Origin of the sequence: Sphingomonas faeni (genome assembly GCF_040407495.1) — a bacterium.
Taxonomy (GTDB): domain Bacteria; phylum Pseudomonadota; class Alphaproteobacteria; order Sphingomonadales; family Sphingomonadaceae; genus Sphingomonas; species Sphingomonas faeni_D.
Genome location: NZ_JAPZPP010000004.1, coordinates 230,536 through 254,555 on the forward strand (window position 1 = coordinate 230,536; position 24,020 = coordinate 254,555).

Consider the following 24,020-nt stretch of genomic DNA (forward strand, 5'->3'; position numbering starts at 1 on the left):
GCGTCCGGGCACGTGTGATTTCTTAAAATGTGTAATGATACGATGTGTTACCGGATCGTCACGACCTTGACGTCAACGGCATCCGCGATTTTCTTCCAGTTTTGGTCGCTCGTCCATGCCGCCAATCCGTCGCGCTGGCAAGCGCAAGGCTGAGCCCTGCTTCGGCCGTTATCGCGTGCGTCCTCCCGGCAATCTGGGCACGGGCTTTGTCCGCTGACACAACGGTGAATGGCAACGGATCTAGCATAGCGTCGACCTCCCGCTCGGGCATACCTGCATGAATGAAGTGGGTCACCACCTCGGCATAATTCACGCTGCTCACGCGGGCGCCCGCAATTCCTGCGGCGACCTTAGCCGATCCCTTTTCGCCCTTGATCATGGCAATAAGCGCCGACGCATCCTGCACCATGGTCATTCGCCGCTATCCTCGCGACGACGATTAACGAATGCGTCAAGCGATGCCTCCGGATTACCACCGGTATACTGCTTGACTAGCGCCTGGGCTCTCGCCGCCGCTTAGTTCGGAGTTCGCAAAACGACCCCGTCTGCTGTCTCGTCGAGTAGATTGCACCTCCACCGGTCAGGTCCAGCCGCTTACGAACGTCAGCTGGCAGGCTCATCCGCCCGTTCGGAGTTATGTTGATCTGTAGCGTCATAGCGACACCTACCCACATCTGTAGCCTTATTATTAATCGGTAGCTTCTCGTGCCATAGGTGGCAATCGAGCCAAGCGTTTTCACATTCAGCTAGGTATGTCGTACTCAACGAATTAATCCCGGATTACGAAGCCGATCTGTCGCAAATCATCATCGTGGAGAACGTGGATTTGGATCCCGCATTGGAACCCAGTCCGTCAGTTCAGCTTTTCTCAAAACAGGCGACTGTCGGTCGCTATGGACTCTTCCCGACGGCAAGCGAGAAATTCCCGAGGGCTGAGCCTGCGTGGGCAAGTGCTATTAAGTCTTAAGCGTTCTCGTTACCACGCCCCACGCTTCGTTCTCACCGCACTTCAAAAAGGTTGATCCGATTGCCATGATGACGGAATGCGCAGTCACGGCAGGTCAGCAGAATGACCTGCATTCGTGTTGCAGCGTCGGTTAGCATCTCGGTCAACAGATTTAAGCGGGTATCGTCCGAATAGACGAGCGGGTCGTCCAGGATCAGCGACACCGGCACACCTTGCCTGAGTAGCTTGTCAGCGAAAGCTAGCCGAGTGAGCACCGCCAATTGCTCCTGCGTTCCTCGCGCGAGATCGCCACAAATCTCACCCAGGCCACCACGCGTGATCGACGTCAGGTCCAGATCATCCCCAAAGCTCGGATCGTAACCAGGCAGTAGCCGTTCGATGTGCCGACGCGCATCACGGTCGTACCATGCTCGCGCGCTTCCTCCAGTTCGAATTCGAGAAGAAGCAGTTCGGTGTACCGCTGGCGAGCCCGGCCGACTTCAATGTGGCATGCTCGTGCCGCAACCAATTTGTTGCCGGCCTCGAGTACGGCATGCGCAATTTGTTGCCGGCCTCGAGTACGGCATGCGCCTTGCGCCTTGCGCCTACACGTACGGGCTACCCGTAGTTACTCAAGCATGGCGTTTCGTCGGGCGACACCAGCAGAGGCCCGTTAGCCCCCTGCCCCACAGCCTGAACGAACGTCCGTTTACCGCGATCGCCACCCGATAGCGGCCGTTCCGCTTTCCACCAAAATGAGCAATCTGACGATGTAAAACTGACTGAGACTGTTGAAAACGCTTGCGTGGGATTGGCGTCACCGATGGCTGGTAACGAATGGCTTTGTAAGAAGCGCCGCGTATCAGACCGGCGATTCCTGCCGGGCAAGCAGCCGAGATTGTATGTCGCGGCAGCCAAAGTGAACTCCTCGACTGCTCCGGCCAGGCCCCGCAGCTTGAGCGTTCGTAGCTTAAGGTTACGTTTCAGGTGACCGAACACGCGCTCGATCCGCTGACCGGCAAAAATAAAGCGGTTTAGCTCGATACCGCATCATCGTTTCGTACACCCTGACGGGCAAAGCATTTTTAATCACGTCTTGCAGAGTGACTTTTTGTCACTTATGGCTGGTAGCAGTTGTTCACGAGGAAGGCCGATGCCTAACCACGAGCCGATTCTACGCGGCGATATCATGGCCAAGGCTGAAATTCCTCGAGACGTAATGACGTTTTGGGTTCGCGGGGGTGTGCTGCGTCCGATTGCAGCGCCTACGGGGACCGGCTTCAAGCTCCGCTTTCCTTGGTATGAGGCGAATATCGCCGCGATCATGAACCAGCTCCGTATCCTCGGGGTGAATATTGAGGGGATGCTTTCGATAGGCCGCGTCTATCGCGAGGCCATTGCCTATTTCGACGGATTTGGTCTGAACCGTGACCAAGTTTATGGCCTGTGGTCGCTTTTTATCATCGAAGGCAATTTCGTCGCGAGCGAGTTGAAGCGGGCAGAGTTACGGGACCTCGTAAACTCACCAGGCTTCGATCGTGACCAGCACCCGCGCATTGTGGAAGCGTCCGTCGCGCTTTCCGAAGCAGAGCAGCGAGAAGAACTTAAGACGGCTATGCTCGCAGCAGCAGGTGAAATTCACGGAGAAAGGCGCCTGACTCGCGAAATCATCGAAATCCGGGAGAAGATGGAACGCGAGGACTTTTACCGGCACCTGGACGCTTATTTGACCGTCACCGAGCAACCAGACGCGGATGATCCCGCTGGCTACAGCGCCGACCTTGAAGAAATGACCTATTTTTGGCGGACCGGCGAAGGCGAGGAATATCGCTTTGCATGGGGCGCGGAAGCGAGCGACGAGGCCACCGGGGATGGCGCAAAGTCCATGATCGCTGTCGACGTCACAGCCGTTCTATACGAAGTCTGGAACCGTTCGAAAGACGGAACTTCCGCATGATCGTGGGACCTAGCAACCCGGCTGGCCCGTACGCTTCGTTGGAGTCGGTGCCGAGGCCCTGCCCGGTTAGCGAGGCTTCCCAAGTTTTATTGGTCCGCTGGTGGCTGTCGCTACTCGAGGCGTACAGCGTAACCAGCAAGCCGCGCCTGCGACCGCCAAAGGCCAAGCGCACCCGCTAATTTCGACACGTCCGCCCTTACCTTCGCTCGGAACGCGCTTCCGAGAACGTCACCACCTTGCCGGAACGCATTTGATGATGAACGCCAAGTCAATGGCCGCCCCAACAGCAGCTTCCGTTGCAGCGATCGATAATCGGCAGGCTCCGCGTACCGTTCGCGCAACGCCACCCGTCGCCGGCAAGACGCTTAACCCTGACCGCAAGTACAAAGAGCCAAGTAGCCGGAATGGTCGTGTGTTCGAAAGCACGAAGAGCGTCGGCGGGACCGCTGCCAAGGGGGCAGCATGAACGCCCCATCAATCGTGAAGCTAGCAGGGAAAATGACCCGCGCTGCCGAGCGAGGGAAAGGGCTTCGGATAGACTCACCCGACCTCGACCTACTCGGGAGCCTCGGGCTCTTCGACATCATCAATCGCGCAGTAGCCGACTACCTGAAAGAACAGACACAATGTCGCGACGCACTCCGCCGCTTTACCAAAGAGGAAAATACTGGCTTGCAGCAGATGAACGGGCAGACGGAACCCTTCGGACCCCCAATCTCTACATCTGGTGGTACGACAGCGAAACGCGACGCGAGCGCAGCACGTCGACGGCTACAAGCGACGTAGCGGCGGGCATTCTGGCGCTCGACAGGGTCTACCTAGCTGACAAGAACGAAGCACCAGCGTTCTGCCACGCATGCGGTCAGCCGCTCGCGCAGGCGCAGGCGTATCTGCTGACCGACGCCATCGCAGACTATAAAATCGAGTGGGGCAACACGCGTGCCTCAGCCGACACAATCTCGGGCCGGCTGGCACATGCCGTCGCGTTCCTCGATGCGGAGCAGGCTTTGGGCGCGGAAAGTCGCTTCGGTCACTCCACGAGCTGCGCCACTGCGTGCGGCACCGTCTTCGTCAACGCCTTCCGCGCCTGGTCTCGATTGCAGCCGGTCGAATGGCGAAATGGCAAGGGCGAAGTGACTGTGTCCCGGCCGCGCTCGCCGGCCGCGACCGAGGCATCGATCGCGCAGTTGATCGCCGTCTTAAATCATGCCGCGAACGCGGAGCCTGCGCGCTCCGACAAGCGACCCATCTACAAACCGCTCCCAGCCCGCCAAGTACAGCGGCAGCGCCGCACGCGAATCGGTGTCGAGGAGCTGGCGAAAATGTTCGCCTATGCAGCCGAGCCTGATCGTCAGCGCGGTTCGCTCCACGCTTTCCTCGTTGCTTCGGTCTGCACGATCGCGCGCCCTGGTGCGGTCGTCGACATCAGCGTCGCCCCGGATCGCGAGCAGTGGTGGCCCGGCTCACCGACGATCGACCTCAATCCCCAGGGGCGCACGCAGAACAAGAAACATCGCGCTGTTCTGCCGGTGCTGCCGCTGCTCGATCGCTGGCTGCGCGAAGAATACGAGACGTACATGGCGCTGAAGATACCGGATCGCGCCGGTCGGGGCTGGCTCGTGAACTATCACGGTCGCGCCATTCAAGACGTTGATCGCGCGTGGGATACGATGCTCAAGAATATCGAAATGCCGGCCGGTCGCGAGTGGCGTCCATACCTGCTGCGTCACAGCCTCGCAACGCTCGCCCGCAACAACGGCGCGGAGAAGTGGGATCTGGAAGGCTTCATGGGCCACCGTGCCGGAAGCCAAACCGAGGTCTACGCCATCGGTGAATTCCCGACAGTCGTGCGCGCCCTGAACCACATCATCGCCTCGATTGAGAAGCTTGCTCCGGGCTCGATGCACCGGAACGCTACCGGAGTTGTCGCCGCTGGAAAGCTGGCAGGAGACAAAAAAATGTGATTGTTTTCAACAAGATGTCGATGGTGCCGCTTACAGGACTCGAACCTGTGACCCCCGCATTACGAATGCGATGCTCTACCAACTGAGCTAAAGCGGCCCGATGCCAGACGTGCCTGGTCGAGGGGGCGGCAACTACCAGCGGTTTTGCGGACTGACAAGCGGTTTGCGAGTTTACCCGGTGTTTACCAAGCGCAGCGCACAAGCGCGGCAACGATACGGGGATCTTAGGGCATGACGACGGCACGCAGCGTAGCGGACGGACGCGAAGCGGGCGCGGATATTTTAGCGCGAGGGGAAACCGCGACGCAAACGACGGCGGACGCCGACGCGCGCGCTTCGACCGATGCAGGCGTCAACGACGTGATGTTCGATCTCGGCGGCGACGAGCGAAGGATGCACGTCCGCGCCTATAACCACTGGGTGTCGCTGCTCGACGGCCGCCCCTATCCGTCGATCGCGAACCTCGAGCCCGAGACGATCACCGATTTCGGCCCGCACAGCGTGCTGCTCGATTTCAGCCACGGCATGGGCGACCCAAAGATCGCGTATCTCGGCCGCGCATTGCGCGAGGAATGTGGGCTGGAAGGGCCGATCGCAACGATCGCCGACGTGCCGAGCCGCTCGCTGCTGTCGCGGCTGACCGATCACTATCTCCAGATCATCGCCAATCGCGCGCCGATCGGCTTCGAGGCGGAATTCGTCAGCAGTCGGGGGCGGACGACGCTGTACCGCGGGATCCTGATGCCGTTTGCATCGGGGGGCGTGACGATCGACTTCATCTACGGCGTGATCAACTGGAAGGAACTCGCGGACGCCGATTTGCAGGCGGCGCTGTCGGCGGAGCTGGATGCAGCGGTTCACGCGACGCCGCAGGGCTCGGGCACAGCCGCGCAGGTCTGGGCCGATGGTCCGAGCGGCGGCTTCGATGTGTTGTCAGCCGAGCCGATGCCGGTTCAGGCGCTGGTGCTGGATGATCCCTTGGCTGCCGACTATGTGCTCGCCGGTCCATTCGGCGAGCAACTGGCGATGGCGCGTGAAAATGCGGCGCAGGTCCGCGCCGCCGAGGCGCGCAGCCGCGCCGCGCTCCACCGGACGCTGGGTCGGGCGCATGATCTTGCGGTGTCGACCGAGCACGACGACGGCGATCTCGCCACGCTGTTCGCGGCCGCCTGCCTGCCCGGCCAGACCGACGTGATGATGCAGATCGTCACGCTGGTCTTTGGCGCCAATTTCGAGGCGGCCCGGCTGGAGACGTTCGCGGCGGTGTTGCGCCATGCGCAGCGGCATCAGGTGCCGGCAGGTGGTTTCGCAAGCTTTATCGGTGGTTTCGACGGCGATCTCGCCGCCATCGCGGCCGCCGAACGATCCGCATCTTAGGTGCGCCGCAGCATATTCCTTCGCACCTGCCACAAGGGTTGAGATAGCAGAATTGCGAGCGCATAGGCCTTGACCTATGGCTGACCAATCGCTGAAAACGCTCACCGAAACCCTTGCGGGCCGGTTGACCGAACGGGCCCTTCCGGGCGAACTCAAGGACTTCGGGGCGAGCGAGGTCGCGCAGGCCGCGGCGTTCGTCGCCGCGACTGCCGCGCACCGCGATGACGGTGCGCCGGCGATCGCGATCGAGCCGATCAGCGCGGACGACACGCGGCGGCGGATGCGGCTGGCGATCGTCAACGACGACATGCCGTTCCTGGTCGATTCGATCGCGGCGGCGATCGGCGCGCAGGACATCGCGGTCGATCGAATCATCCACCCCGTCGTCCGCACGACGCGGACGCCCGACGGCACGCTCCATGCAATCGATGCGGATGGTCAGGGCGCAGGCCGACCCGAATCGATGATCTATCTCGAGATGGAGCGTGCCGATGCGCGCGACCGTCGCGGGCTGATCGAGGACCTCACGGCTGTATTGGCCGACGTCCGTGCGGCGGTGACCGATTGGCGCGCGATGCAGGCTGCGCTCGACGACGATATCGCGACACTGCCCGAGGGCGAAGGTGCCGCTCTGTTGCAGTGGTTCCTGAACGGGCATCTTACTCTGCTTGGCCACCAGATCTGGCACCGTGACGGCAGCGGCCACGCCGCGCTGGGCATCGCGCGCAACGAACACCGCGTGCCGATCCTCGCCGAGGCGTCGCGTGCGCTCGCGATCACGTGGTTCGAGGCTGGCAACGATGCGCCGTTGTTGCTGAAGTCGAACCTGATCTCGACCGTCCACCGCGCCGTGCCGCTCGACCTCGTCGTGGTGCCAGTGATGGAGGGCGCGACAGTCGCCGGGCTGTCGATCTACAGCGGGCTGTGGACCAGCGCCGCGTTGGCCGCGATGCCGCGCGACGTGCCGGTCCTCCGCACGCGCCTCGCCGCGATGAAGGCAAAGTTCGGGTTCGATCCGCGCGGTCATGCGGGCAAGGCGCTGACGCATGCGTTCACCGCATTGCCGCACGACCTGGTGATAGCGTTCGCGCCTGACGCGCTGGAGGATCTGGCGCTGACCGCGATGAGCATCGCGGATCGGCCGCGGCCGGCGCTCGTACTCGTCGAGTCCGCGCTCGGGCGTCATTTGTTCGGGTTCGTCTGGCTCCCGCGCGACGACGTCACCACCAGCCGCCGCGTCGCGATCGGCGACATGCTGGCGGAAGCGGCGAATGCCAGCGTGCTCAACTGGTCGATCGCGCTGGAGGACGGCGAGGTCGCGATGATCCGCTACACGCTCGATCTGCGCGGCGATGGCCGGATGCCCGACGTCGCGCCGCTCGCGCTCCGGTTGCAGCGGATGGTGCGCGGCTGGGTGTCGGACGTCGAGGCCGCACTGGTAGAGACGTTGCCGCCGCCGCGTGCGGCGCGTCTTGCGCTCAAATGGGCGGCCGCGTTCCCGCAGAACTATCGCAACCTCAGCACGGCAGCCGAAGCTGCCGAGGACATCCAGCGCATCGCCGCGCTGAACGATGCGGATGCACGCGGCGTGCGCCTCGTTCCGGGCGAAGCGGGCACCGATCCGCAGCTGAAGATCTACAAGCTGGGCGGTGCCCTCCCCCTGTCCGACGCAGTCCCGGTGCTGGAGAATTTCGGCTTCCGCGTGATCGGCGAATTGCCGACGCGGTTGCGCGACGACAGCGTGCCGTTCGTGCATGACTTCGTGCTGGAGGCGAACGACGCGGCGCAGCAGAGCGATGCGCCCGTGCTCGAAGGCGCGATCGCCGCAGTGCTGGAAGGCGCGGCCGAGAACGATGCGTTCAACCGGTTGATCGTCGAACTCGGGATGCGTCCCGAGGCGATCGTGCTGTTCCGTGCGTGGTTCCGGTATCTGCGCCAGGCGGGGCTTCCGTATGGCCTGACCACCGTGGTCGATGCGCTCCGGCGTGCGCCGAAGGTTGCCACCGCTCTGATCGCGCGGTTCACCGCGGTCCACCACCCCGATCACCCCGGCGACGCGATCGAGGCGGACCATGCGATCGAAGCCGGGCTCGATGCCGTCACGGCAATCGACGACGACCGCATCCTGCGTGCGTATCGCAACCTTATCGCGGCGACACTGCGGACCAATGCGTTCACTCCGGCGGCGTCGGAAGCGCTCGCGTTCAAGCTCGACAGCCACCTCATTCCGGGCCTCCCCGCCCCCGTGCCGTGGCGCGAAGTCTGGGTGTATTCGCCTCGCGTCGAAGGCATTCATCTGCGTGCAGGCCCGGTCGCACGCGGTGGCCTGCGCTGGTCAGACCGTCGCGACGATTTCCGCACCGAGATCCTCGGGCTGATGAAGGCGCAGCGCGTCAAGAACGCGGTCATCGTGCCAACCGGCGCGAAGGGCGGCTTCTATCCGAAGCAACTCCCTGCCCCGTCGAACCGCGACGCATGGCTGGCCGAGGGGACCGAGAGCTACCGGATCTTCATCCGCACGTTGTTGTCGATCACCGACAACATCGTCGAGGGCAAGGTCGTGCATCCGGACGGCGTGACGATCCTCGACGGCGAGGACCCGTATTTCGTCGTCGCCGCCGACAAGGGCACCGCGACGTTCAGCGACGTGGCGAACGCGCTCGCGCTCGAACGCGGCTACTGGCTAGGCGACGCGTTCGCCTCCGGTGGCTCGGTCGGCTACGATCACAAGGCGATGGGGATCACCGCCAAGGGCGCATGGCTCAGCGTCCAGCGGCACTTCGCCGAGCGCGGGCTCGACGTGCAGAGCGAGAGCATCACCGTCGTCGGCTGCGGCGACATGTCGGGCGACGTGTTCGGCAACGGCATGTTGTTGTCGAAGACGCTGAAGGTCGTCGCGGCATTCGATCACCGCCACATCTTCCTCGATCCCGATCCCGATCCAGCGACCAGCTGGGACGAGCGCAACCGCATGTTCGCGCTGCCGCGGTCGAGCTGGGCGGATTACGACGCCAGCCTGATCTCGAAGGGCGGCGGCGTGTTCGCGCGTACCGCCAAGGTCGTGAAGCTGTCGCCTGAGGTGCAGGCTGCACTCGGTGTGACCGCGAGCGAGATGGAGCCGGGCGCGCTGATCTCGGCGATCCTCAAGGCGCCGGCCGACCTGCTCTGGTTCGGCGGCATCGGCACCTATGTGAAGGCGGCATCGGAAGCGAACGTCGCGGTCGGCGATCCGGCCAACGACCGCCTGCGCGTCAATGCCGAGGACCTGCGCGTCATCGCGATCGGCGAGGGTGCGAACCTCGGCGTCACACAGGCGGCGCGTATCGCGTTTTCGGCACGCGGGGGTCGGATCAACACCGACTTCATCGACAATTCGGCCGGCGTCGACTGCTCGGATAACGAGGTCAACATCAAGATCGCGCTCAACCGCGAGATGATCGAGGGGCGGCTCGAGTATGAGGACCGCAACACCCTGCTCGCCAGCATGACCGACGACGTCGCGCACCTCGTGCTGGAGGATAACCGACTCCAGACGCTAGCGCTGTCGATCGCCGAGGCGGATGGCGCGGTCGCAGTGCCAAGCTATGTGCGCGTGATCGAGATCTTCGAGGGCGGCGGCAGGCTTGATCGTGCGGTCGAGGGGTTGGCGTCGAACGACATTCTGCTGCGTCGCGGCCAGGATGGACTGGGCCTCACGCGGCCTGAGCTGGCGGTGCTGCTGGCGACCGCCAAGCTCGGATTGCAGGACGCGATCGAGCATGGCGATATCGCCAAGGACGATGCGCTCAAGCCCGACCTGCACGCTGCCTTCCCCGCAGCGATGCGCGCGCGCTTCGAGACGGCGATCGACGAGCATCGGCTGCGGCCCGAGATCGTCGCGACCAAGCTCGCCAACCGGATCGTCAACCGACTGGGCATTCTCTACCCGTTCGAACTGGCGGAAGAGGAAGGCGCGGCGATGGGCGATATCGCGGCGATGTTCGTTGTTGCCGAGCGCCTGTTCGACCTGCCGGCCTTGTGGGCGGAGATCGAGACGGCGGTGATGCCCGAGGCGGCGCGGATCGCGCTGTTCGACGAGGTGGCGGTCGCGACCCGCTCGCAGATCGCCGACCTGTTGCGCGTGTCGGCGCCGGGCGCCGTGCCGGGCGAAGTCCTCGCGCGGCTGGCGAAAGGGATCACGCAGCTCGACAGCCAGACCGCGGCGTTGCTGCTCGAAGAGGCGAGCGCGCAGAGCAGTCGCATCGCGGGGCAGCTCGAAGCGGTCGGCGCGCCGGGTGATCTGGTGCGCAAGGTTGTCCGCCTGTTCGAGATGGACGGCGCGGTCGGCCTGGCCGATCTCGGCGAGCGGATGACGCTCGACGAGGCGATCCTCACGCGCGCGTTTACGCATCTGGGTCAGGCGCTCGGACTCGACTGGGCGCAGGCGAATGCCGCGCGGATCAGCCCGACCGATCCGTGGGAGCGCCTGCTGATCGCGGGCCTCGCGCGCGATTTCCAGCAGTTGCGGCTCGAATTCCTCGCACGTCGCGGCGCGCAGGATCCGCAGGGTGCGGTCGAAGCGTGGCTGACGGCAAACGCTACGCGGGTGGCGCAGTTCAAAGCGGTCATCGACCGCGCGCGTCATGCGGCGGTCCCGAATGCGGCGATGCTTGCGCAGATCGCCGGCCAGGCGCGGGTGCTGCTGGGGCGGTAACTGGCAAAACCCCTCTCCCCGCCGGGGAGAGGGAGGGGCCCGCACGCGCTTGCGTGTGGGAGGGTGAGGGGCATGAGGCTCGGGGCGTGGATCCCAATTACCCCTCACCCTCCCGTCGCGAGAGCTCCTCCTTCCCTCTCCCCGAAGGGGCGAGGGAAAGCTTACGCCGCCCGCCGCGCCGCCAGTTCCGCCTTCCACCCCCGCGCGCGCCACCACATGATCACCCCGGTCACCGCCAGCACCGCCGGCAATATCCCGCCCAGGAAAATGATCACCTGCCACAGCGCACCCATGTTGGTGCCGTCGTGGATCCGCCGCATCCACCGCGTCACGCCGCCTTGAAGCCGCGCCGCCGCCGCGGTCGCACCACCGGTATCGTCGGCGATCTTCACCCCGACCGGCGTCGTCCCGCGCGCGAACGTCACCGTCCAGTCGGCACTGAGATCGGTCGGCCATGCGACACTGCGGAGTGGCGCACCACCCGCCAGGACGCGCGCCTTGCCAATCACCACGGCGAGCGGCTGCGCCGGCTTGGCCAGCGGTTTCGCGCGCATCATCGCGCCGCGATCGGGCCCGCCTCTCGGCCGCGACGCCTCCCCCGTGATCTTGCCGAAGAATTGCGGGAACGAGATCCACGCGCCGGTCAACGACAGCACGAACAACGGCAGCGCGATCCAGAACCCGAACAGGTGATGCAGGTTGGTATCGACGTTGCGATGTCGCCGAAACCGCAGCCCGCGCGACCATTTGCCGACCGTCGGCCACCACAGCCATAGCCCGGTGAAGCACGACACCATCATCGCCACGCCGATCCAGCCGACGATCGAGCGTCCGACGCCGGGTATTTGGAGGCTACCGTGCAGCACGTGCAGAAACCGCACGAGCCCACCGTTCGACGGAGACATCTCCAGCACGCGCGCGGTCGGCGGATCGAGATACACCATCGTCCGCTGCGGCGGTCCCGGTCGACTGGGCGCGGTCCCGTCCACCGCTGCCGCGATCACCACCGGCCCGCCATCCTCGGGCATCGTCAGTTGCGCGATCCGCTCGCCGTGCGTGAGCCGTGCCGCCGCCGACGCGACATAGGCGTCCGGACTGAGCACGGTAGTACCCGACACCGCATAGCGACTCGGATCGACGATCCGGTCGAGCGCATCGTGCCACACCAGCGCCGCGCCGCTCAGCGACAGCGGAATGATCAGAATCGCCAGGATCAGCCCGATCCACTTGTGGACCTGGAACCACGCCCGTCGCATCGCCAGCTTGCTCATCACTCGAATACCCCCTGCACGCCGAGCGTGGCACGACAGGTAGCCTCAAGTCCATTCGCTCGAACGCTGGAAACCGCGGGAATGAATAGGCGGCAGCCTCAGGAAGTGCCGATCCGAGCCCTCACCCGCCAGCACCGCCATACGCTCTTGCCGCTCCCCGACACCCCAGGGAGCGGCAAGCTCGTTTTTAGAACCGGTCGGCGCGCTGCCCCAGCAGCGTTACCTCGACGCGACGGTTGAGGCGCATGCCGGCCGCCGTCGCGTTGGTCGCGACCGGCTGGTTCTCGCCGTGGCCGACCACGCTGAACCGCGCGCGCACCACGTCCATGTCGTCGAACGCCTGTCGGACGCTCGCCGCGCGACGCTCGGACAGGTCCTGGTTATGCGCATCCGTTCCACGCGAATCCGTGAAACCGTCGATCGCAACACGGACACCAGGGTTGCCGCGCAGATAGCGCGCGAGCGGCCGCAGCTTCTCAATCGCGCCGGGACGCAACACGTCGCTGTCGGTGCGGAACAGTACGTCCTCCTGCAGCGTCAGCGTCGCGCCGCGCGGGGTCTGGCGGAAGCCGTAGTTGCGCATCGCGCCACGGTCCCAGGTCGTAGTGGTCTCGACGACGGTGGCGCCGCCGCGGTCGCCGCGATAGCCGCGCGGGTCACGACCATAGGCATCCCAGTCGAAACGGTCGCGGCGGGCGCCCGCAATCCGTGCGAATTCGCGGTTGGCGTCGTCGGCCTCCCGGGGGCTGATCCGGCCATCGCCGTTCGCGTCGAAGTTCGGCATCACGAACGCGCGACCTCGCGGCGTATTGCGCAGTTCGGGGAAAAGCACCGGAACGCCGGCGCCTTCCAGACGATAGCCGGGGCGCAACCACGGTGCGCGGCTCATGTCGTAACGACCCTCCGGGCGACCGCCGTCACGGACCTGCGCAAAAACGGGGGCGGTAGTCGCTGCGACCATCAGTACGCCGAGCGCGGCGCGCGTGAAATTCCGGGTCATCTTGATCTCTCCGTGTCTTCGATGAACGGAGCTTTGCCCGCGCCCGCTTGAACGCGCGGTGAGTCCGATCGACAGCGCGCGTTCAGCCTAACGCCCGACCGCGATCCGCGTTGCACCGCCGTCGATCGCGTCGAACAGCGCGTCTTCGGTACCCGTCATCCACACCTGCCCGCGACCTGCGAGCCGGTCGAACAGCGCCGCGCGGCGCGACGGATCGAGGTGCGCGGCGACCTCGTCGAGCAGGAGGACGGGCGGCTGGCCGGTCCGCTCGGCGACAAGGTCGGCATGCGCGAGGACGATGCCGAGGAGCAGCGCCTTCTGCTCGCCGGTCGAGGCGAGCGAGGCGGCGCGGTCCTTGTCGAGGTGCGTGACGATCAGGTCGACGCGGTGCGGGCCTGCGAGCGTGCGCCCGGCGGCGGCGTCGCGCGCGCGGCCCTGTGCAAGGTCGGCTTGCAGACGGATGGTGTCGCCGGCCCACCCTTCAAGCGTGAGGCCGGCACGAGGGAACGGGCCGTCGTCCTGTTCAGCGAGCCGCGTGCCGAGCAGCGCAACCGCCTCTCGCCGGGCGGCATCGACCGCGGCACCGTGCTCGGTCATTTGGGCTTCGAGCGCGGAGAGCCAGTCGCCATCGGGTCGGCCTTCGTCGGCGAGCAAACGGTTTCGCGCGCGCATCGCGGCGTCGTAGCGGGCGGCGTGATGGGCGTGGCTAGGGGCAAGGGCGAGCGTGAGGCGGTCGAGGAAGCCGCGGCGTTCGCCGGCGGGGGCGACGAACAAACGGTCCATCGCCGGGGTGAGCCAGAGGATCGTGAGCCACTCGGCGAGCGCGTTGGCCGTGGTGGTGGCGCCCTGAATGCGGACGATGCGGCGTTCGGGGGCTGAGGCGAGAGTCCCGGTTGCGACGTCGACTTCGCCGACTGCGGGCGCGTCCTGTTCCGCTTCTAACTCCCCTCCCGCTTGCGGGAGGGGTCGGGGGAGGGGCGCGTTTTCCTCGACGCCGGACGCCAGTACGTACGTCGCGCCCTCCCCTAACCCCTCCCGCAAACGGGAGGGGAATTCTGCTCCGTTCTTCTGCGAGCGCTCTGGAAACAACGTGGCCGCGACGCCGAAACCCCCTGCCCCACCTTGTCGCGCCATTTCGCCGAGTGCGGCTCTCCGCAGCCCACGGCCGGGCGCTAGCAGCGACACCGCCTCCAGGATATTCGTCTTGCCCGCGCCGTTCTCGCCGGTCAGCACGACGAACCCTGGTCCCGGCGTTAGCGTCAGGCTGGCGTGATTGCGGAAATCGGTGAGGACGAGACGCGACAGCATTGCCTCGGCCTTAGAGCAGTTTCGAAACCGATTGCATCGCCCTTTTCCATCCGCCCTGAGCGAAGTCGAAGGGCATGGCGGAAGCGCCGGTGCTTCGACTTCGCTCAGCACGAACGGGGTGAGGGATCGATCCGATCACAACCGCGCTAGCGACACGCCCAGTCCGCTATCGAGCACAATGCGCTATCGAGCCTCGCGTCAGGCGGCGATCCGCCCCGGCGCCATCGCGGGTGCGGCCGTCGCGGTCGCGGCCTTCTGCGTGCTCAGATACGACGCAAGCGCCGGCCCGAGCTCGCGCTGTGCACGCAGATATGCGACCGGCGTGACGATCCCAAGCCGGGTGCGGGCGCCGTCGAGCGGCTCGTGCAGCAGCTCAAGATAATCCTCACCGGAAATCCACTTCGCTTTGCGCCCGTTGCGATAGCCTTCCCAGACCGCCTTCGCGAACAGCTTGCTGCCGGTGACGCGCATGCTCTTCAGCGCCGCCGCCGAGCCGATCAGCGCCCAGCCGAGCCCGCCGACCTGCGCGTAACTGAACGCGACGAGTGCGGCCTCGCCCATGCTCTCGTCGGCCTTGTAGCCGGTCAGCACGTGCCAGATGTCGTGCGTGTCGCGCACTCGCCGGCCGAACCACGCATAGGGATGCGCCAGATCGTCCTCGCTCGGCTCGAGCCGCGAGACCTCGACGAGGCCGTCCGCGGAATAGCCCGTCGTCTCGAGAAAATCGCGATATGCAGCCCCCACCGTGCCGGGCGCAAAGCTCGCCACGAATGCGGGGTCGGAGAAACGCTGCGCCAGTTCGACGCGGTCATAGGCGATCCGCCCGCCCTGCTCCGTTGCGATTAATCGCGCGTAATTCATTGGCGCATTGCCGACGTTCAGCGCGCGCATGATCCGGAACACCTGCGTCGTGTCGTCGCCGTTCGCGAGCAATTTCTTGATCGCATCGAACGCCGTACGCCAATCGCGACGACCGGTCGTACCGGGAAACGGAGGAAGCTTCGCCATCGAGTCGACTCCTTACTGACATTACTGTTAGTATTGAGCAGCGGGCGAGGAGTCAATCGAGGACGGTATCTACGTCGACGCGTATCTGCGTCGCCGCTTGCGCAAGGTCGTAATCGAGCGTCGCTAAGGACCAACCGCGCGCGACGACGATCGCGAGGTGAAGGGCGTCTCCGGAGCGCAGCTTCAGATCACCGCGATCGAGCAACGTCGCCGCCAACGCAAAATCGGTTTCGGTGACCGACTCTACGTGAAGTTCCCCGGCGCAAAACCGTTGCCATGCCTTCATCACACCGTTCCAACCAACCGTGTCGATGACGTCCAATCGCCGTTTCATCGCAAGCGCACCGGAAAACTCGGTTGCGACCCAATGGCTGACCGCCAGAGTATCAGCCCGTCGCGATAGCCACGCGCGTACGTCCTCGCTTTGCGCCTCGGCGGTGAAGGCCGACACCATCACCGCCGTGTCGCAGTAGAGGGTCAATACCGCGAGTCGTCACGCATCTGCCGGACCAGGTCACGCGCAGATGTCGGATCGTATGGCAGCGACTTCGCCAGCGCCTCGAGTCCGTCGACATCAATAGGCTTGCGGCGCGGGAGCGGCGGGGCCTCGGGCGTCACGCGGGCGAAAGGTCGGCCGTTGCGCGTGATCTGCACTGCTTCGCCCGCTTCGAGCCGGTCGATCAACCTGTCCAGCTCGTCCTTGAGGTCGGCGATATTGATCGAGTCCATGATCCGGCTCCTGCCTGCCGCCCCTCTATACCATGAGACCACAGGCGGACCGAATCACACGCGCATCGGCATCAGCACGTACAGCGCGGGCGACTTGTCGTTTTCGCGGATCAGCGTCGGGGCGGCGGCGTCCGCCAGATGGACCTCGACCATGTCGCCGTCGATCTGTGCCAGGATATCCATCAGGTACCGGCTGTTGAAGCCGATCTCGAACGGGAGGGCGACGTACTCGCCGGGAACTTCCTCCGCGGCGGTGCCGTTTTCGGGCGAGGTCACCGACAGCGTGATCTTGTCGCGATCGAGCGCCATCTTCACCGCGCGCGTTTTTTCCGTCGCGATCGTGGAGACGCGGTCGACGCCTTCCATGAAGCTCTTGGGATCGATCTTGAGGATCTTGTCGTTGCCGGTCGGGATCACGCGGCTGTAATCGGGGAATGTGCCGTCGATCAGTTTCGAGGTCAGGATCGCCTGGCCGAGATCGAAGCGGATCTTGGTCGGCGACAGCGATACGCCGACCGAACCGTCGACCTCGTCGAGCAGTTTGCGCAACTCGCCGATGCATTTGCGCGGCACGATCACGTCGGGCATCGATTCGGCACCCTCGGGACGCGGCAGCGTGACGCGCGCGAGGCGGTGACCGTCGGTCGCGGCGGCCTTCAGCACCGGGTTCGAGCTGTCGCCGTCGGCCACGTGGAGGAAGATGCCGTTAAGGTAATAGCGGGTCTCTTCGGTCGAGATCGCGAAGCGCGTCTTGTCGATGATCTGCTTGAGCGTCTCGGCGGGCAGTTCGAACTGGGTCGGCAGTTCGCCCTCGGCGATCACCGGGAAATCGTCGCGCGGCAACGTGCCGAGCGAGAAGCGCGCGCGGCCTGCGACGATGCTCATCCGGCCTTCCGACGCGGCGAGCTGGACCTGACTACCCTCGGGAAGCTTGCGCGCGATGTCGAACAGCGTGTGCGCGGACACGGTGGTCGCGCCGGGCTGGTCGACCGCTGCCGCGATCGATTCGTTGATCTGGAGATCAAGATCGGTCGCCATCAGCTTGAGCGTGCCCTCGGCGGTCGCCTCGATCAGCACGTTCGACAGGATGGGGATGGTGTTGCGCCGCTCCACCACGGACTGGACATGGCTCAGCCCCTTGAGGAGCGTTGCGCGTTCGATCGTCGCCTTCATGAAAATCCCCCATGCCGCCGCGGTCTGACTCGATACCGGGGGCAACTCCAAACCTACCTACCCAACAACAAAGGGCCGGGGCAAGCACCCCGACCCTTCGGTCATGCAGGTAAATTCAGCGTTAACCGACTCAGAAGCGGAAGCCGTAGCTCGCCACGACCTGATGGCGGTCGGTATCGACGTCGAAGCGGCTGCTGGTGCCGCCGGTCGCATAGTCGATGTTGCCGCGCTCATAGTTAGAATAGCGGTATTCGAGCTTGGCGTAGCTGTTCGGGCCCATCGCGTGCTCGGCGCCCGCACCGACGCGCCAGCCGTCGAGCTTGAAATTATTGTCGGTGGTCTGGCTGGTGCTGCCGGCGAGCACTTCGAGCTTTGAGTTGGTGTAGCCGCCCTTGACGTACAGCATCGTCGTCGGTGCGACGACATAGCCCGCGCGCGCGCCGACATAGATGTCGCGGCCCTGCTTTACGCGGCCATAGCCGAAGTCGCTGGTGTAATCGTTGCGGTCGCTCTTCGCGGTCGAACCGGTCAGTTCGGCTTCGGCACCCAGCACGATGTTGTCCGAGGTCGCGATGTCGTAGCCGATGCCGCCGCCGTACAGCAGTCCGTCGATCTTCTGGTCGTCGCGCCCGTTGTTGTTGGACACGCTGCTGCCGGCGCCGGTGTGGTCGTAGCCGAGCGTGGCCTCGACGCGGGGGCCGGTGAAGGTCGGGTTGGTCTGTGCGAGGGCGGGTGCTGCGACTGCGGTGGTGGCGAGCAGCGAGACGGCGATAAGCGTACGCATTGGGTTACTCCTTTACTGATCCGGCGCCCCATTACGCGGGGCGGATCGTTCCAATGGACCAACCGCGCAGGCGTTGCATGAACCCCAGATAAACACGGAAATCCGTTGCTTTTGCGCCACAGGGGGTTGAAACGCGGGCTATGATTCCAAGCCAACGGCAGGGTGAAAGCGACGCCCGATCAACCGACATTCCGCCATTGCGCAACGGTCGCGATTTTGTCGCGCGGCACGGTGAAACCGTGTTCAACGCAGCGCACCGGTTGCAGGGGGATGCCGCGCATACGCCGCTGACGCGCGCTGGATTCGCGCAGGCGGACGAGCTTGGGCGGGCACTTCGGGACCTGCTCGGGGTAAAGCCAGAGTTGACCCTGTGGTCCTCGCCGACCGGCCGCGCTTTGCAGACTCTCGCGGTGATCTGCGAGCATCTCGAGCTCGATTGGCACGACGCGCGCACCGATGCCCGGTTGGTCGAGATCGACATGGGATCCTGGGGCGGGCGCTATTACGCGGACGTCATAGACGAGGTCGGGCCGGTGATGCTGCCCGGCGGTACGCTCAAGCCCGCGCCGGACGGCGAAACCTACCCGCAGATCGCAGCGCGCGTGAGCGGTTGGATCGCGGATACCGCGGACGACGACGGCGACAAACTCGTGATCATGCACGGCATTTCCAGCCGGGTGATGCTCGGCGTGATGACGGATGCGCCGGTCGATCCGCTGCTCGGCGCGCCGATCGCTCCGGGGTTGCCGCAAGGGTCGGTGACGCTGGTCGAGAACGGTCGCGCGACCGTGCCGCATTTCGGCACCGGTTTCGCCCCGGCGTGAGACTCGCTGGAGCGAGTCTGGCAGCGCTGCTGATCCTCGCGATCGCGGTTCCGGCATCGGCGCGCGACATGATCGGCATCTACAAGAACTGGGGCACGTTTCGCGACACGACACCCGACCGCTGTTACGCGATCGCGCGCCCGGTGATGGCGGGGGGCCGATCGAGCGGCTTCGCCAGCATAGCATCCTGGCCCAAACGCGGCCTGCGCGCCTCGCTCCACATCCGCCTGAGCCGCGCGCGCGATCGATCGGCAGGCGTTACGTTGACCGTCGGCGAACGCCGATTCGCGCTGGTCGCCAATGGTCTGGACGCCTGGGCGAGCGATGCACCAAGCGACCGCGCGATCGTCGCTGCGTTGCGCTCCGGGCGTAGCATGAGCATCGAAGCGGTCGGTGCCGGCGGACGCCCGTTCGCCGACGTCTATGCGCTGTCGGGTGCAGCGACCGCCGTCGATGCCGCGATGCTGGCGTGTTCGGAACGCTAAAAACCGCTCACCGACGAGAACGGCTGGAGGCTGATCGACGATCCCGGTGACGCCCACTAGCTTGGGCGCCACCGGATTTGCCGTTCAGGGCTTCCGGAACTTGTAGACGAACTGGTCCGTCTTGCCGCGGATCTCGGGATCGAACACCACCTTGCTGTGATCGTCCGCCGGGTTGCGCAGCACGGTCGATTCGCCGACGAACTTGAACCCCGCCGCCTGGACCTGCGCCTTTACCGCCGCGGGATCGATCCGGTGGCGCGTCTCGGTGCCGCTCATGCCGGTGCCAGCCGCGTCCGCATGGTCGATGACGATATACGTGCCACCACGCTTGAGCATCCGGAACACCGCGGCATCGAACGCCCGCAACGCCGGCTCGCCAGCGCCGTTATTGGGAATGTCGTGATAGTTCTGCGCGGTCCAGAACACGTCGACCGGCTGGGGAGAGGTCGGCAGGTTGGTGGTCTGAACCTCGGCGGTCACGTTGGCGAGACCCCGCGCCTGCAACGCCGGGAGTGATTTTGCAGCATATTTGGCACCCGCGGCCGGCCATAGAGCGAAGACCCGACCTTTGGGACCGACGACGCCAGTGAATATCCGCGTCCAATATCCTGCACCTGGCAGGTAATCGACCACGACGTTCCCCGGCTTCACCCCCGAGAATGCCAGCACTTCGGCGGCTTTGCGGCGTGCATCGTCGCTCTGCTGGTCGGCACGCGCGGGATCGGCCAGTGCTTTCGTGATCGCCGGGCTCGCTCTCTGCGCGTCGGCAGCACCTGTGCCAGCGGCCATCGTCATCGCCAATACGGCGCCCGTCCAGATCGACTTCATCATCCATCTCCCACCAGTCCGGACGACACTGCCGGATCGGTGGGCAGGATCGTCCGGAAGCAACCACTAGTCCAGATCGTTCTCGCTGATCACCACGATCTCCTGATCGGGATCGCGCGCTAGCGCGGTCGCACCCAGTCCGGCGATTTCGTCGGTATGCTGCTTGAAGATCGCCACGGCATTGCCCTCCGGCGACACCGTGCTCAGGGCCTCGATCACGTCGTACTGGACCGCGAACTGATACCGCTCGTCGCTGATTTCCGCTTCGAATTCGACTTGGCGAAGGTCGCTATTGTCCTCGAGCGTTTTCATATCGATGTCTAACCGGTCTTCGGCCATGTGCGTTCACTCCTTGATCTCTGGAGCGACAACAGTCCGGGCGGAGAATCGAGCCATCTCCCGCCCCCGAAATACCCGCCGCTACAGCCCGATCTGCAGACTCGCGCGCAGCGACAGAGCGACGCGGCCCTGCTGCTGCTCGGCGTTGAATTCGCCGCCCATCCGGAAGAGGCCGTTGCCGCCGACGCCCCGCAGCTTGCCGACCCAGCCGCTGGTGCGCTTGTCCGGGGTCAGCGTGAACGACTGGCCGCCCTCGAACGCCGCGGTGGTTGCGCCGAGCCCGCCACCGACGATCTGCCGGCGTCCACCCTCGGCCTCGACGCGGAACCAGCCCTCCTGATAGTCGGGACCACCGAAGTTCAGCCCCAGCGCGCCGCTGCCCGTGACCGCGAGTTCGTCGCTGGTGCGTGCCTGGACGACGAGGTCGATCGCCTTGCCGCCGCCGGTCTCGCTATAGCTGTCCTCCTTGAGCTTGTAATAATCGATCGCCAGCACCGGGCGGAAGATCAGCTTGCCCGTGCCCGCTTCGTACGACAGTCCACCGGACGCTGCGTAGAGCGTACCGTTCCAGTCGCCCTCCGACGTCCGGGCAACCGCCTCGCTGCCGATCGCGCCGGTGAACTGGCGCGATCCGTCGAACGTGATCTTGGCGCCCGATCCGCGCGCGTTGGCTTGCAACCGCCCCCAATGCCCACGCCAGTATCCGGCCAGTTCATACTGGTCCGAATTCACTTCGTTCGCCGTGCCGTCGTCCGCATCCCGGCCGTGCAGATACGCGAGCGACGTGCCGAAATTGCCGACGGCGGTCTTGTATTCGGCGCCAGCCGAAACGCCCCAGCCGCTGATGTCGTAGCCCGCGGTATCGGCGATGCTCTTCGACGTACCCCACGCGACCTGCGTCACCCAATAGCCCCATTTGCCTTCGTCCTTGAACGGACCATGCGGGTCGGCGAGCACCCGAGCGGTCGCGCGCGAAGCCATCGTGACCGCCTCGAACGTGCCGCCGGCATGCTCGGGCAGCATCTGGCGGACCGAGCCGCGGAACGCGTCGCCGTCGGTGATGTTGAGAAACGCGCCGCCGACCTTGGCGTCGCTGCCGAGCGCCTTGTAGATCGCGTCATAGGCCGAGGCCTGCGAGCGGTTGAGCCCGAGTTCGCTCGACGACTTGCGCGCGACGTCGACCGCGAGGTCGTTGCCCGTGCCGGTCACGATGCTGCCCTTGTAGAGGAACGGTAGCAGCGTGGTGGTCGCGGTAAGGTTGGCGGCGCCCGTCAGCGTGCCCGCGCGCAGAACGGTGTAGCGACCTTCGGCATCGACGACGCTGGTGAGCTTCAGCGCCAGCTCCGAATCCTTGTCGAACGATGCGGTGCCGGCAACCTGGATCATCGTGCTGGTGCCGCCCGCCTTGTCGAGCGTGACCGCGAGCACGCCGCCGCCGCCAACCGACAGCGAGGCGATCGACGCCGCCTTGGTGATGTCGAGCGTACCGCCGTTGACCGCGACCGCGAGACCGCCTGCATTGGCGAGCGTGCCGGAGAAGCGCGACGTCCCGCCCAGCGTCAGCGTGTCGCTGCCACCGCCAAAGTCCGCCGTACCGTTGAATACCGATGTCCCGGCGAGCGTGAGCGCGTCGTTGCCCGCACCGAACACCGCACCACCGGTGAAGGTCGCGTCACCCGACAGTGCCAGCCGGTTGTTGCCGCTCCCAAACCGTGCGGTACCAGCTACGGTGCCGTCCGCGACGTCGAACACGTCGTTGCCGCTGCCGAAGCGTACATCGCCGGCGATCGCAGGCGCGGCGATGCCGGTCGCGACCGCGGTCTGGCGAACGATCGTGCCGGTCGTGTTCGCCGAAAGGTCGATCGCGACGTTGCGCTCGGACGTCGCAAGCGCGCCCGACGCGCCGATCCCGCCGCTGTTCTCGACCAGCGTGACGGTGCCCGACCGATCGAGGATGGCGATCGCGGTGCCGTCGGCTGCCTGCGCGGTCGCCTTGATCGTACCGCTGTTGCGGATCGTGGCGACGGATGCGCCGGTGTCGACCAGGACCGCCGTCGAACGCGATGCGGCTGTGCCGCCGCCTGCCGCGGAGATCGTGCCCGCGTTGCGGATTTCCGGGGTCGACGCACCGCTGCCGAGCTTCAACCCGGTCGCGCTCGCGCCGTTCGCTACCGCCGCGACGGTCCCGTTGATGCCGATCCCACCGGCGATCGTCACCGCGCCGCCAAGCCCACCGATCGCGAGGCCGTTGCCCTCGACGCCGCCATAGACGCCGCTACCGGCGATGCCGCCATCAACGATCAGACCGAACCCGGTTCCTGTCCCCGCCACTGCGCCGATCGCGACCGCACGCGTTGCCGAGCCGATCTGTACCGCAGGGGCCGCGCCGTAGGATGTGATCGCCGCCGAGCCTTCGGTGGCATCGGGCAGGCCGTCCTTGTCCTCGTCGGTATCGGTCGTGCTCGCGTCCTTCGGCGGCACCGCGAAGATGATCCCGCCCGACACGTTGCCCGCGACGACCAGCGCCGATCCGCCCTGCAACAGATCGTCGGCGTCGAGCTTGGTCGTATCGGCCGGCGCCGTCGCATAGCGATAGCCGGTCGAGCCGAGCGCGCCCTGAACCACCAGCGCACCCGCGATGTCGCCATCAACGCGCGCGGCGACTGCACCCTGGCCGATTGCCGCAATCGTGCCCGCGAGCCGGACGTTGCCGGTGACGTCGGCGATCCGCACGCCGGTCGATCCGTTGCCGGTGACCGCGGTCTGGCCGTCATGCGTGAAGGCGCCGGTCAGCGGTCCGCCGAGCCAGATGCCGGCGGAGTTGTTGCCCTTCACGGTGATCGCGCCGCTGTTGACGATCGCCCCCGTGTACGCGCCCGCGGTACGGATCCCGGTGCGTCCGGTGCCCGCCGCGAACGGGCCGTCGAGATCGCCGTCCTTGTCGGTGTCGGTCGCGACATAGCTTTCGTCGATGATGATCTTGCCGGTCGCCGCGTTGGTGATCCCGCCGCCGGTGCCCGCGTTGGCGAGGATGCCGGTCGATCCGTCGGCGTTGGTCACCTGGATCGTGCCTTCGTTGCTGACCGAGTTGACGCTGTCGACTGTTACCGCGGTGCCGGTGGTGGGCGTCACCGAACCCGCAGCAGCGATGCGGATATTGTCGGGGGCGCCGGCCTTGATCGTCGAGGTCCGCACCGTGTCGGTCCGCTTGGTATCGATCACAGTCTGCGCCTGGGCGCCCGTCGTTACCGCGAACAGGCAGGTGGTGGTCAGCAGGAGACGACGCATACGGAACCCTTTTCGATGTGTTTTCGAGAAGAGGACGGAGACGCGG

The 24,020-nt window shown here is 65.4% G+C and carries 18 protein-coding genes, 1 tRNA gene and 3 pseudogenes; 6 read left to right on the forward strand and 16 right to left on the reverse strand.

The features are described from left to right. Positions 1–47: 47 nt before the first annotated feature. The 4 genes and pseudogenes from O6W96_RS14190 to O6W96_RS14205 all read right to left on the reverse strand — a co-directional run. Positions 48–415: pseudogene (locus O6W96_RS14190) on the reverse strand (PIN domain-containing protein). Further along, a pseudogene (locus O6W96_RS14195) lies at positions 412–656 on the reverse strand (AbrB family transcriptional regulator). The pseudogenes O6W96_RS14190 and O6W96_RS14195 overlap by 4 nt, the downstream one beginning before the upstream one ends. 343 nt (positions 657–999) lie before the next feature. Then, entirely contained in the window at positions 1,000–1,170 is a 171-nt protein-coding gene (locus O6W96_RS14200; protein WP_333929759.1) for a hypothetical protein, read from the reverse strand. Positions 1,171–1,808: 638 nt separating this feature from the next. Beyond that, positions 1,809–1,960, reverse strand: a pseudogene (locus O6W96_RS14205) (transposase); the annotation flags it as partial. Between the two features lie 139 nt (positions 1,961–2,099). On the opposite strand from O6W96_RS14205, the gene O6W96_RS14210 reads away from it, so the two are divergent. Then, complete coding sequence (locus tag O6W96_RS14210; RefSeq protein ID WP_187502611.1) at positions 2,100–2,903, forward strand: hypothetical protein; 804 nt, start codon at positions 2,100–2,102, stop codon at positions 2,901–2,903. 626 nt (positions 2,904–3,529) lie between these two features. Next, positions 3,530–4,867 carry a hypothetical protein gene (locus O6W96_RS14215; RefSeq protein ID WP_353470179.1) on the forward strand — a complete coding sequence of 446 codons (1,338 nt, stop codon included), beginning with the start codon at positions 3,530–3,532 and terminating at the stop codon, positions 4,865–4,867. 21 nt (positions 4,868–4,888) lie between these two features. Here O6W96_RS14215 and O6W96_RS14220 read toward each other — a convergent pair. After that, a tRNA-Thr gene (locus O6W96_RS14220) sits at positions 4,889–4,964 on the reverse strand. Between the two features lie 134 nt (positions 4,965–5,098). Between O6W96_RS14220 and O6W96_RS14225 the strand changes: the two genes are divergently transcribed. Then, positions 5,099–6,244 (forward strand): PAS domain-containing protein, encoded by a 1,146-nt coding sequence (locus tag O6W96_RS14225; RefSeq protein ID WP_353470180.1) that lies wholly within the window; start codon positions 5,099–5,101, stop codon positions 6,242–6,244. A gap of 76 nt (positions 6,245–6,320) precedes the next feature. Further along, on the forward strand, positions 6,321–10,937 hold the full coding sequence (locus O6W96_RS14230) for an NAD-glutamate dehydrogenase (protein WP_353470181.1): 4,617 nt from the start codon (positions 6,321–6,323) through the stop codon (positions 10,935–10,937). 161 nt (positions 10,938–11,098) lie between these two features. Here the strand turns inward: O6W96_RS14230 and O6W96_RS14235 are convergent, their stop codons facing one another. From O6W96_RS14235 to O6W96_RS14270, 8 genes are all read right to left on the reverse strand, one after another. Next, positions 11,099–12,208, reverse strand: a complete 1,110-nt coding sequence (locus O6W96_RS14235) for a PepSY-associated TM helix domain-containing protein (protein WP_353470182.1) — start codon at positions 12,206–12,208, stop codon at positions 11,099–11,101. Positions 12,209–12,395: 187 nt separating this feature from the next. Then, a complete protein-coding gene (locus O6W96_RS14240; protein WP_353470183.1) occupies positions 12,396–13,208 on the reverse strand; it encodes an OmpA family protein in 813 nt (270 codons plus the stop codon). A gap of 87 nt (positions 13,209–13,295) precedes the next feature. Further along, positions 13,296–14,516 (reverse strand): DNA replication/repair protein RecF, encoded by a 1,221-nt coding sequence (locus O6W96_RS14245; RefSeq protein ID WP_353470184.1) that lies wholly within the window; start codon positions 14,514–14,516, stop codon positions 13,296–13,298. A 198-nt stretch (positions 14,517–14,714) separates the two neighbouring features. Beyond that, positions 14,715–15,524 (reverse strand): Coq4 family protein, encoded by an 810-nt coding sequence (locus O6W96_RS14250; RefSeq protein ID WP_353470185.1) that lies wholly within the window; start codon positions 15,522–15,524, stop codon positions 14,715–14,717. Positions 15,525–15,576: 52 nt separating this feature from the next. Then, entirely contained in the window at positions 15,577–16,005 is a 429-nt protein-coding gene (locus tag O6W96_RS14255) for a type II toxin-antitoxin system VapC family toxin (protein WP_353470186.1), read from the reverse strand. Continuing rightward, positions 16,002–16,253 carry a type II toxin-antitoxin system Phd/YefM family antitoxin gene (locus tag O6W96_RS14260; protein WP_353470187.1) on the reverse strand — a complete coding sequence of 84 codons (252 nt, stop codon included), beginning with the start codon at positions 16,251–16,253 and terminating at the stop codon, positions 16,002–16,004. Before O6W96_RS14260 ends, O6W96_RS14255 begins: the two co-directional genes overlap by 4 nt. A gap of 54 nt (positions 16,254–16,307) precedes the next feature. Continuing rightward, the gene (gene dnaN / locus O6W96_RS14265) at positions 16,308–17,426 is read right to left on the reverse strand and encodes a DNA polymerase III subunit beta (RefSeq protein WP_277983735.1); all 1,119 of its coding nucleotides are present in this window, start codon (positions 17,424–17,426) and stop codon (positions 16,308–16,310) included. A 130-nt stretch (positions 17,427–17,556) separates the two neighbouring features. Continuing rightward, positions 17,557–18,210, reverse strand: a complete 654-nt coding sequence (locus O6W96_RS14270; RefSeq protein WP_107951824.1) for an outer membrane protein — start codon at positions 18,208–18,210, stop codon at positions 17,557–17,559. A gap of 140 nt (positions 18,211–18,350) precedes the next feature. On the opposite strand from O6W96_RS14270, the gene O6W96_RS14275 reads away from it, so the two are divergent. Next, positions 18,351–19,034 (forward strand): histidine phosphatase family protein, encoded by a 684-nt coding sequence (locus O6W96_RS14275; RefSeq protein ID WP_353470188.1) that lies wholly within the window; start codon positions 18,351–18,353, stop codon positions 19,032–19,034. Positions 19,035–19,102: 68 nt separating this feature from the next. Continuing rightward, entirely contained in the window at positions 19,103–19,519 is a 417-nt protein-coding gene (locus tag O6W96_RS14280) for an invasion associated locus B family protein (protein WP_353470299.1), read from the forward strand. Between the two features lie 84 nt (positions 19,520–19,603). On the opposite strand, the gene O6W96_RS14285 is transcribed toward O6W96_RS14280, so the two are convergent. The 3 genes from O6W96_RS14285 to O6W96_RS14295 form a co-directional block, all read right to left on the reverse strand. Beyond that, the gene (locus tag O6W96_RS14285; protein ID WP_353470189.1) at positions 19,604–20,347 is read right to left on the reverse strand and encodes a class I SAM-dependent methyltransferase; all 744 of its coding nucleotides are present in this window, start codon (positions 20,345–20,347) and stop codon (positions 19,604–19,606) included. Positions 20,348–20,413: 66 nt separating this feature from the next. Further along, on the reverse strand, positions 20,414–20,686 hold the full coding sequence (locus O6W96_RS14290; protein WP_353470190.1) for a hypothetical protein: 273 nt from the start codon (positions 20,684–20,686) through the stop codon (positions 20,414–20,416). Positions 20,687–20,767: 81 nt separating this feature from the next. Further along, complete coding sequence (locus O6W96_RS14295; RefSeq protein WP_353470191.1) at positions 20,768–23,974, reverse strand: autotransporter outer membrane beta-barrel domain-containing protein; 3,207 nt, start codon at positions 23,972–23,974, stop codon at positions 20,768–20,770. Positions 23,975–24,020: the final 46 nt, after the last annotated feature.

Coding starts and splice junctions, on each gene's coding strand:
- O6W96_RS14260 (WP_353470187.1), bottom strand. CDS start 16,253: ATGGACTCGATCAATATCGCCGACCTCAAGGACGAGCTGGACAGGTTG.
- O6W96_RS14225 (WP_353470180.1), top strand. CDS start 5,099: ATGACGACGGCACGCAGCGTAGCGGACGGACGCGAAGCGGGCGCGGAT.
- O6W96_RS14250 (WP_353470185.1), bottom strand. CDS start 15,524: ATGGCGAAGCTTCCTCCGTTTCCCGGTACGACCGGTCGTCGCGATTGG.
- O6W96_RS14245 (WP_353470184.1), bottom strand. CDS start 14,516: ATGCTGTCGCGTCTCGTCCTCACCGATTTCCGCAATCACGCCAGCCTG.
- O6W96_RS14215 (WP_353470179.1), top strand. CDS start 3,530: ATGTCGCGACGCACTCCGCCGCTTTACCAAAGAGGAAAATACTGGCTT.
- O6W96_RS14285 (WP_353470189.1), bottom strand. CDS start 20,347: ATGAAGTCGATCTGGACGGGCGCCGTATTGGCGATGACGATGGCCGCT.
- O6W96_RS14290 (WP_353470190.1), bottom strand. CDS start 20,686: ATGGCCGAAGACCGGTTAGACATCGATATGAAAACGCTCGAGGACAAT.
- O6W96_RS14280 (WP_353470299.1), top strand. CDS start 19,103: ATGATCGGCATCTACAAGAACTGGGGCACGTTTCGCGACACGACACCC.
- O6W96_RS14235 (WP_353470182.1), bottom strand. CDS start 12,208: ATGAGCAAGCTGGCGATGCGACGGGCGTGGTTCCAGGTCCACAAGTGG.
- O6W96_RS14275 (WP_353470188.1), top strand. CDS start 18,351: ATGATTCCAAGCCAACGGCAGGGTGAAAGCGACGCCCGATCAACCGAC.
- O6W96_RS14270 (WP_107951824.1), bottom strand. CDS start 18,210: ATGCGTACGCTTATCGCCGTCTCGCTGCTCGCCACCACCGCAGTCGCA.
- O6W96_RS14295 (WP_353470191.1), bottom strand. CDS start 23,974: ATGCGTCGTCTCCTGCTGACCACCACCTGCCTGTTCGCGGTAACGACG.
- O6W96_RS14210 (WP_187502611.1), top strand. CDS start 2,100: ATGCCTAACCACGAGCCGATTCTACGCGGCGATATCATGGCCAAGGCT.
- dnaN (WP_277983735.1), bottom strand. CDS start 17,426: ATGAAGGCGACGATCGAACGCGCAACGCTCCTCAAGGGGCTGAGCCAT.
- O6W96_RS14240 (WP_353470183.1), bottom strand. CDS start 13,208: ATGACCCGGAATTTCACGCGCGCCGCGCTCGGCGTACTGATGGTCGCA.
- O6W96_RS14230 (WP_353470181.1), top strand. CDS start 6,321: ATGGCTGACCAATCGCTGAAAACGCTCACCGAAACCCTTGCGGGCCGG.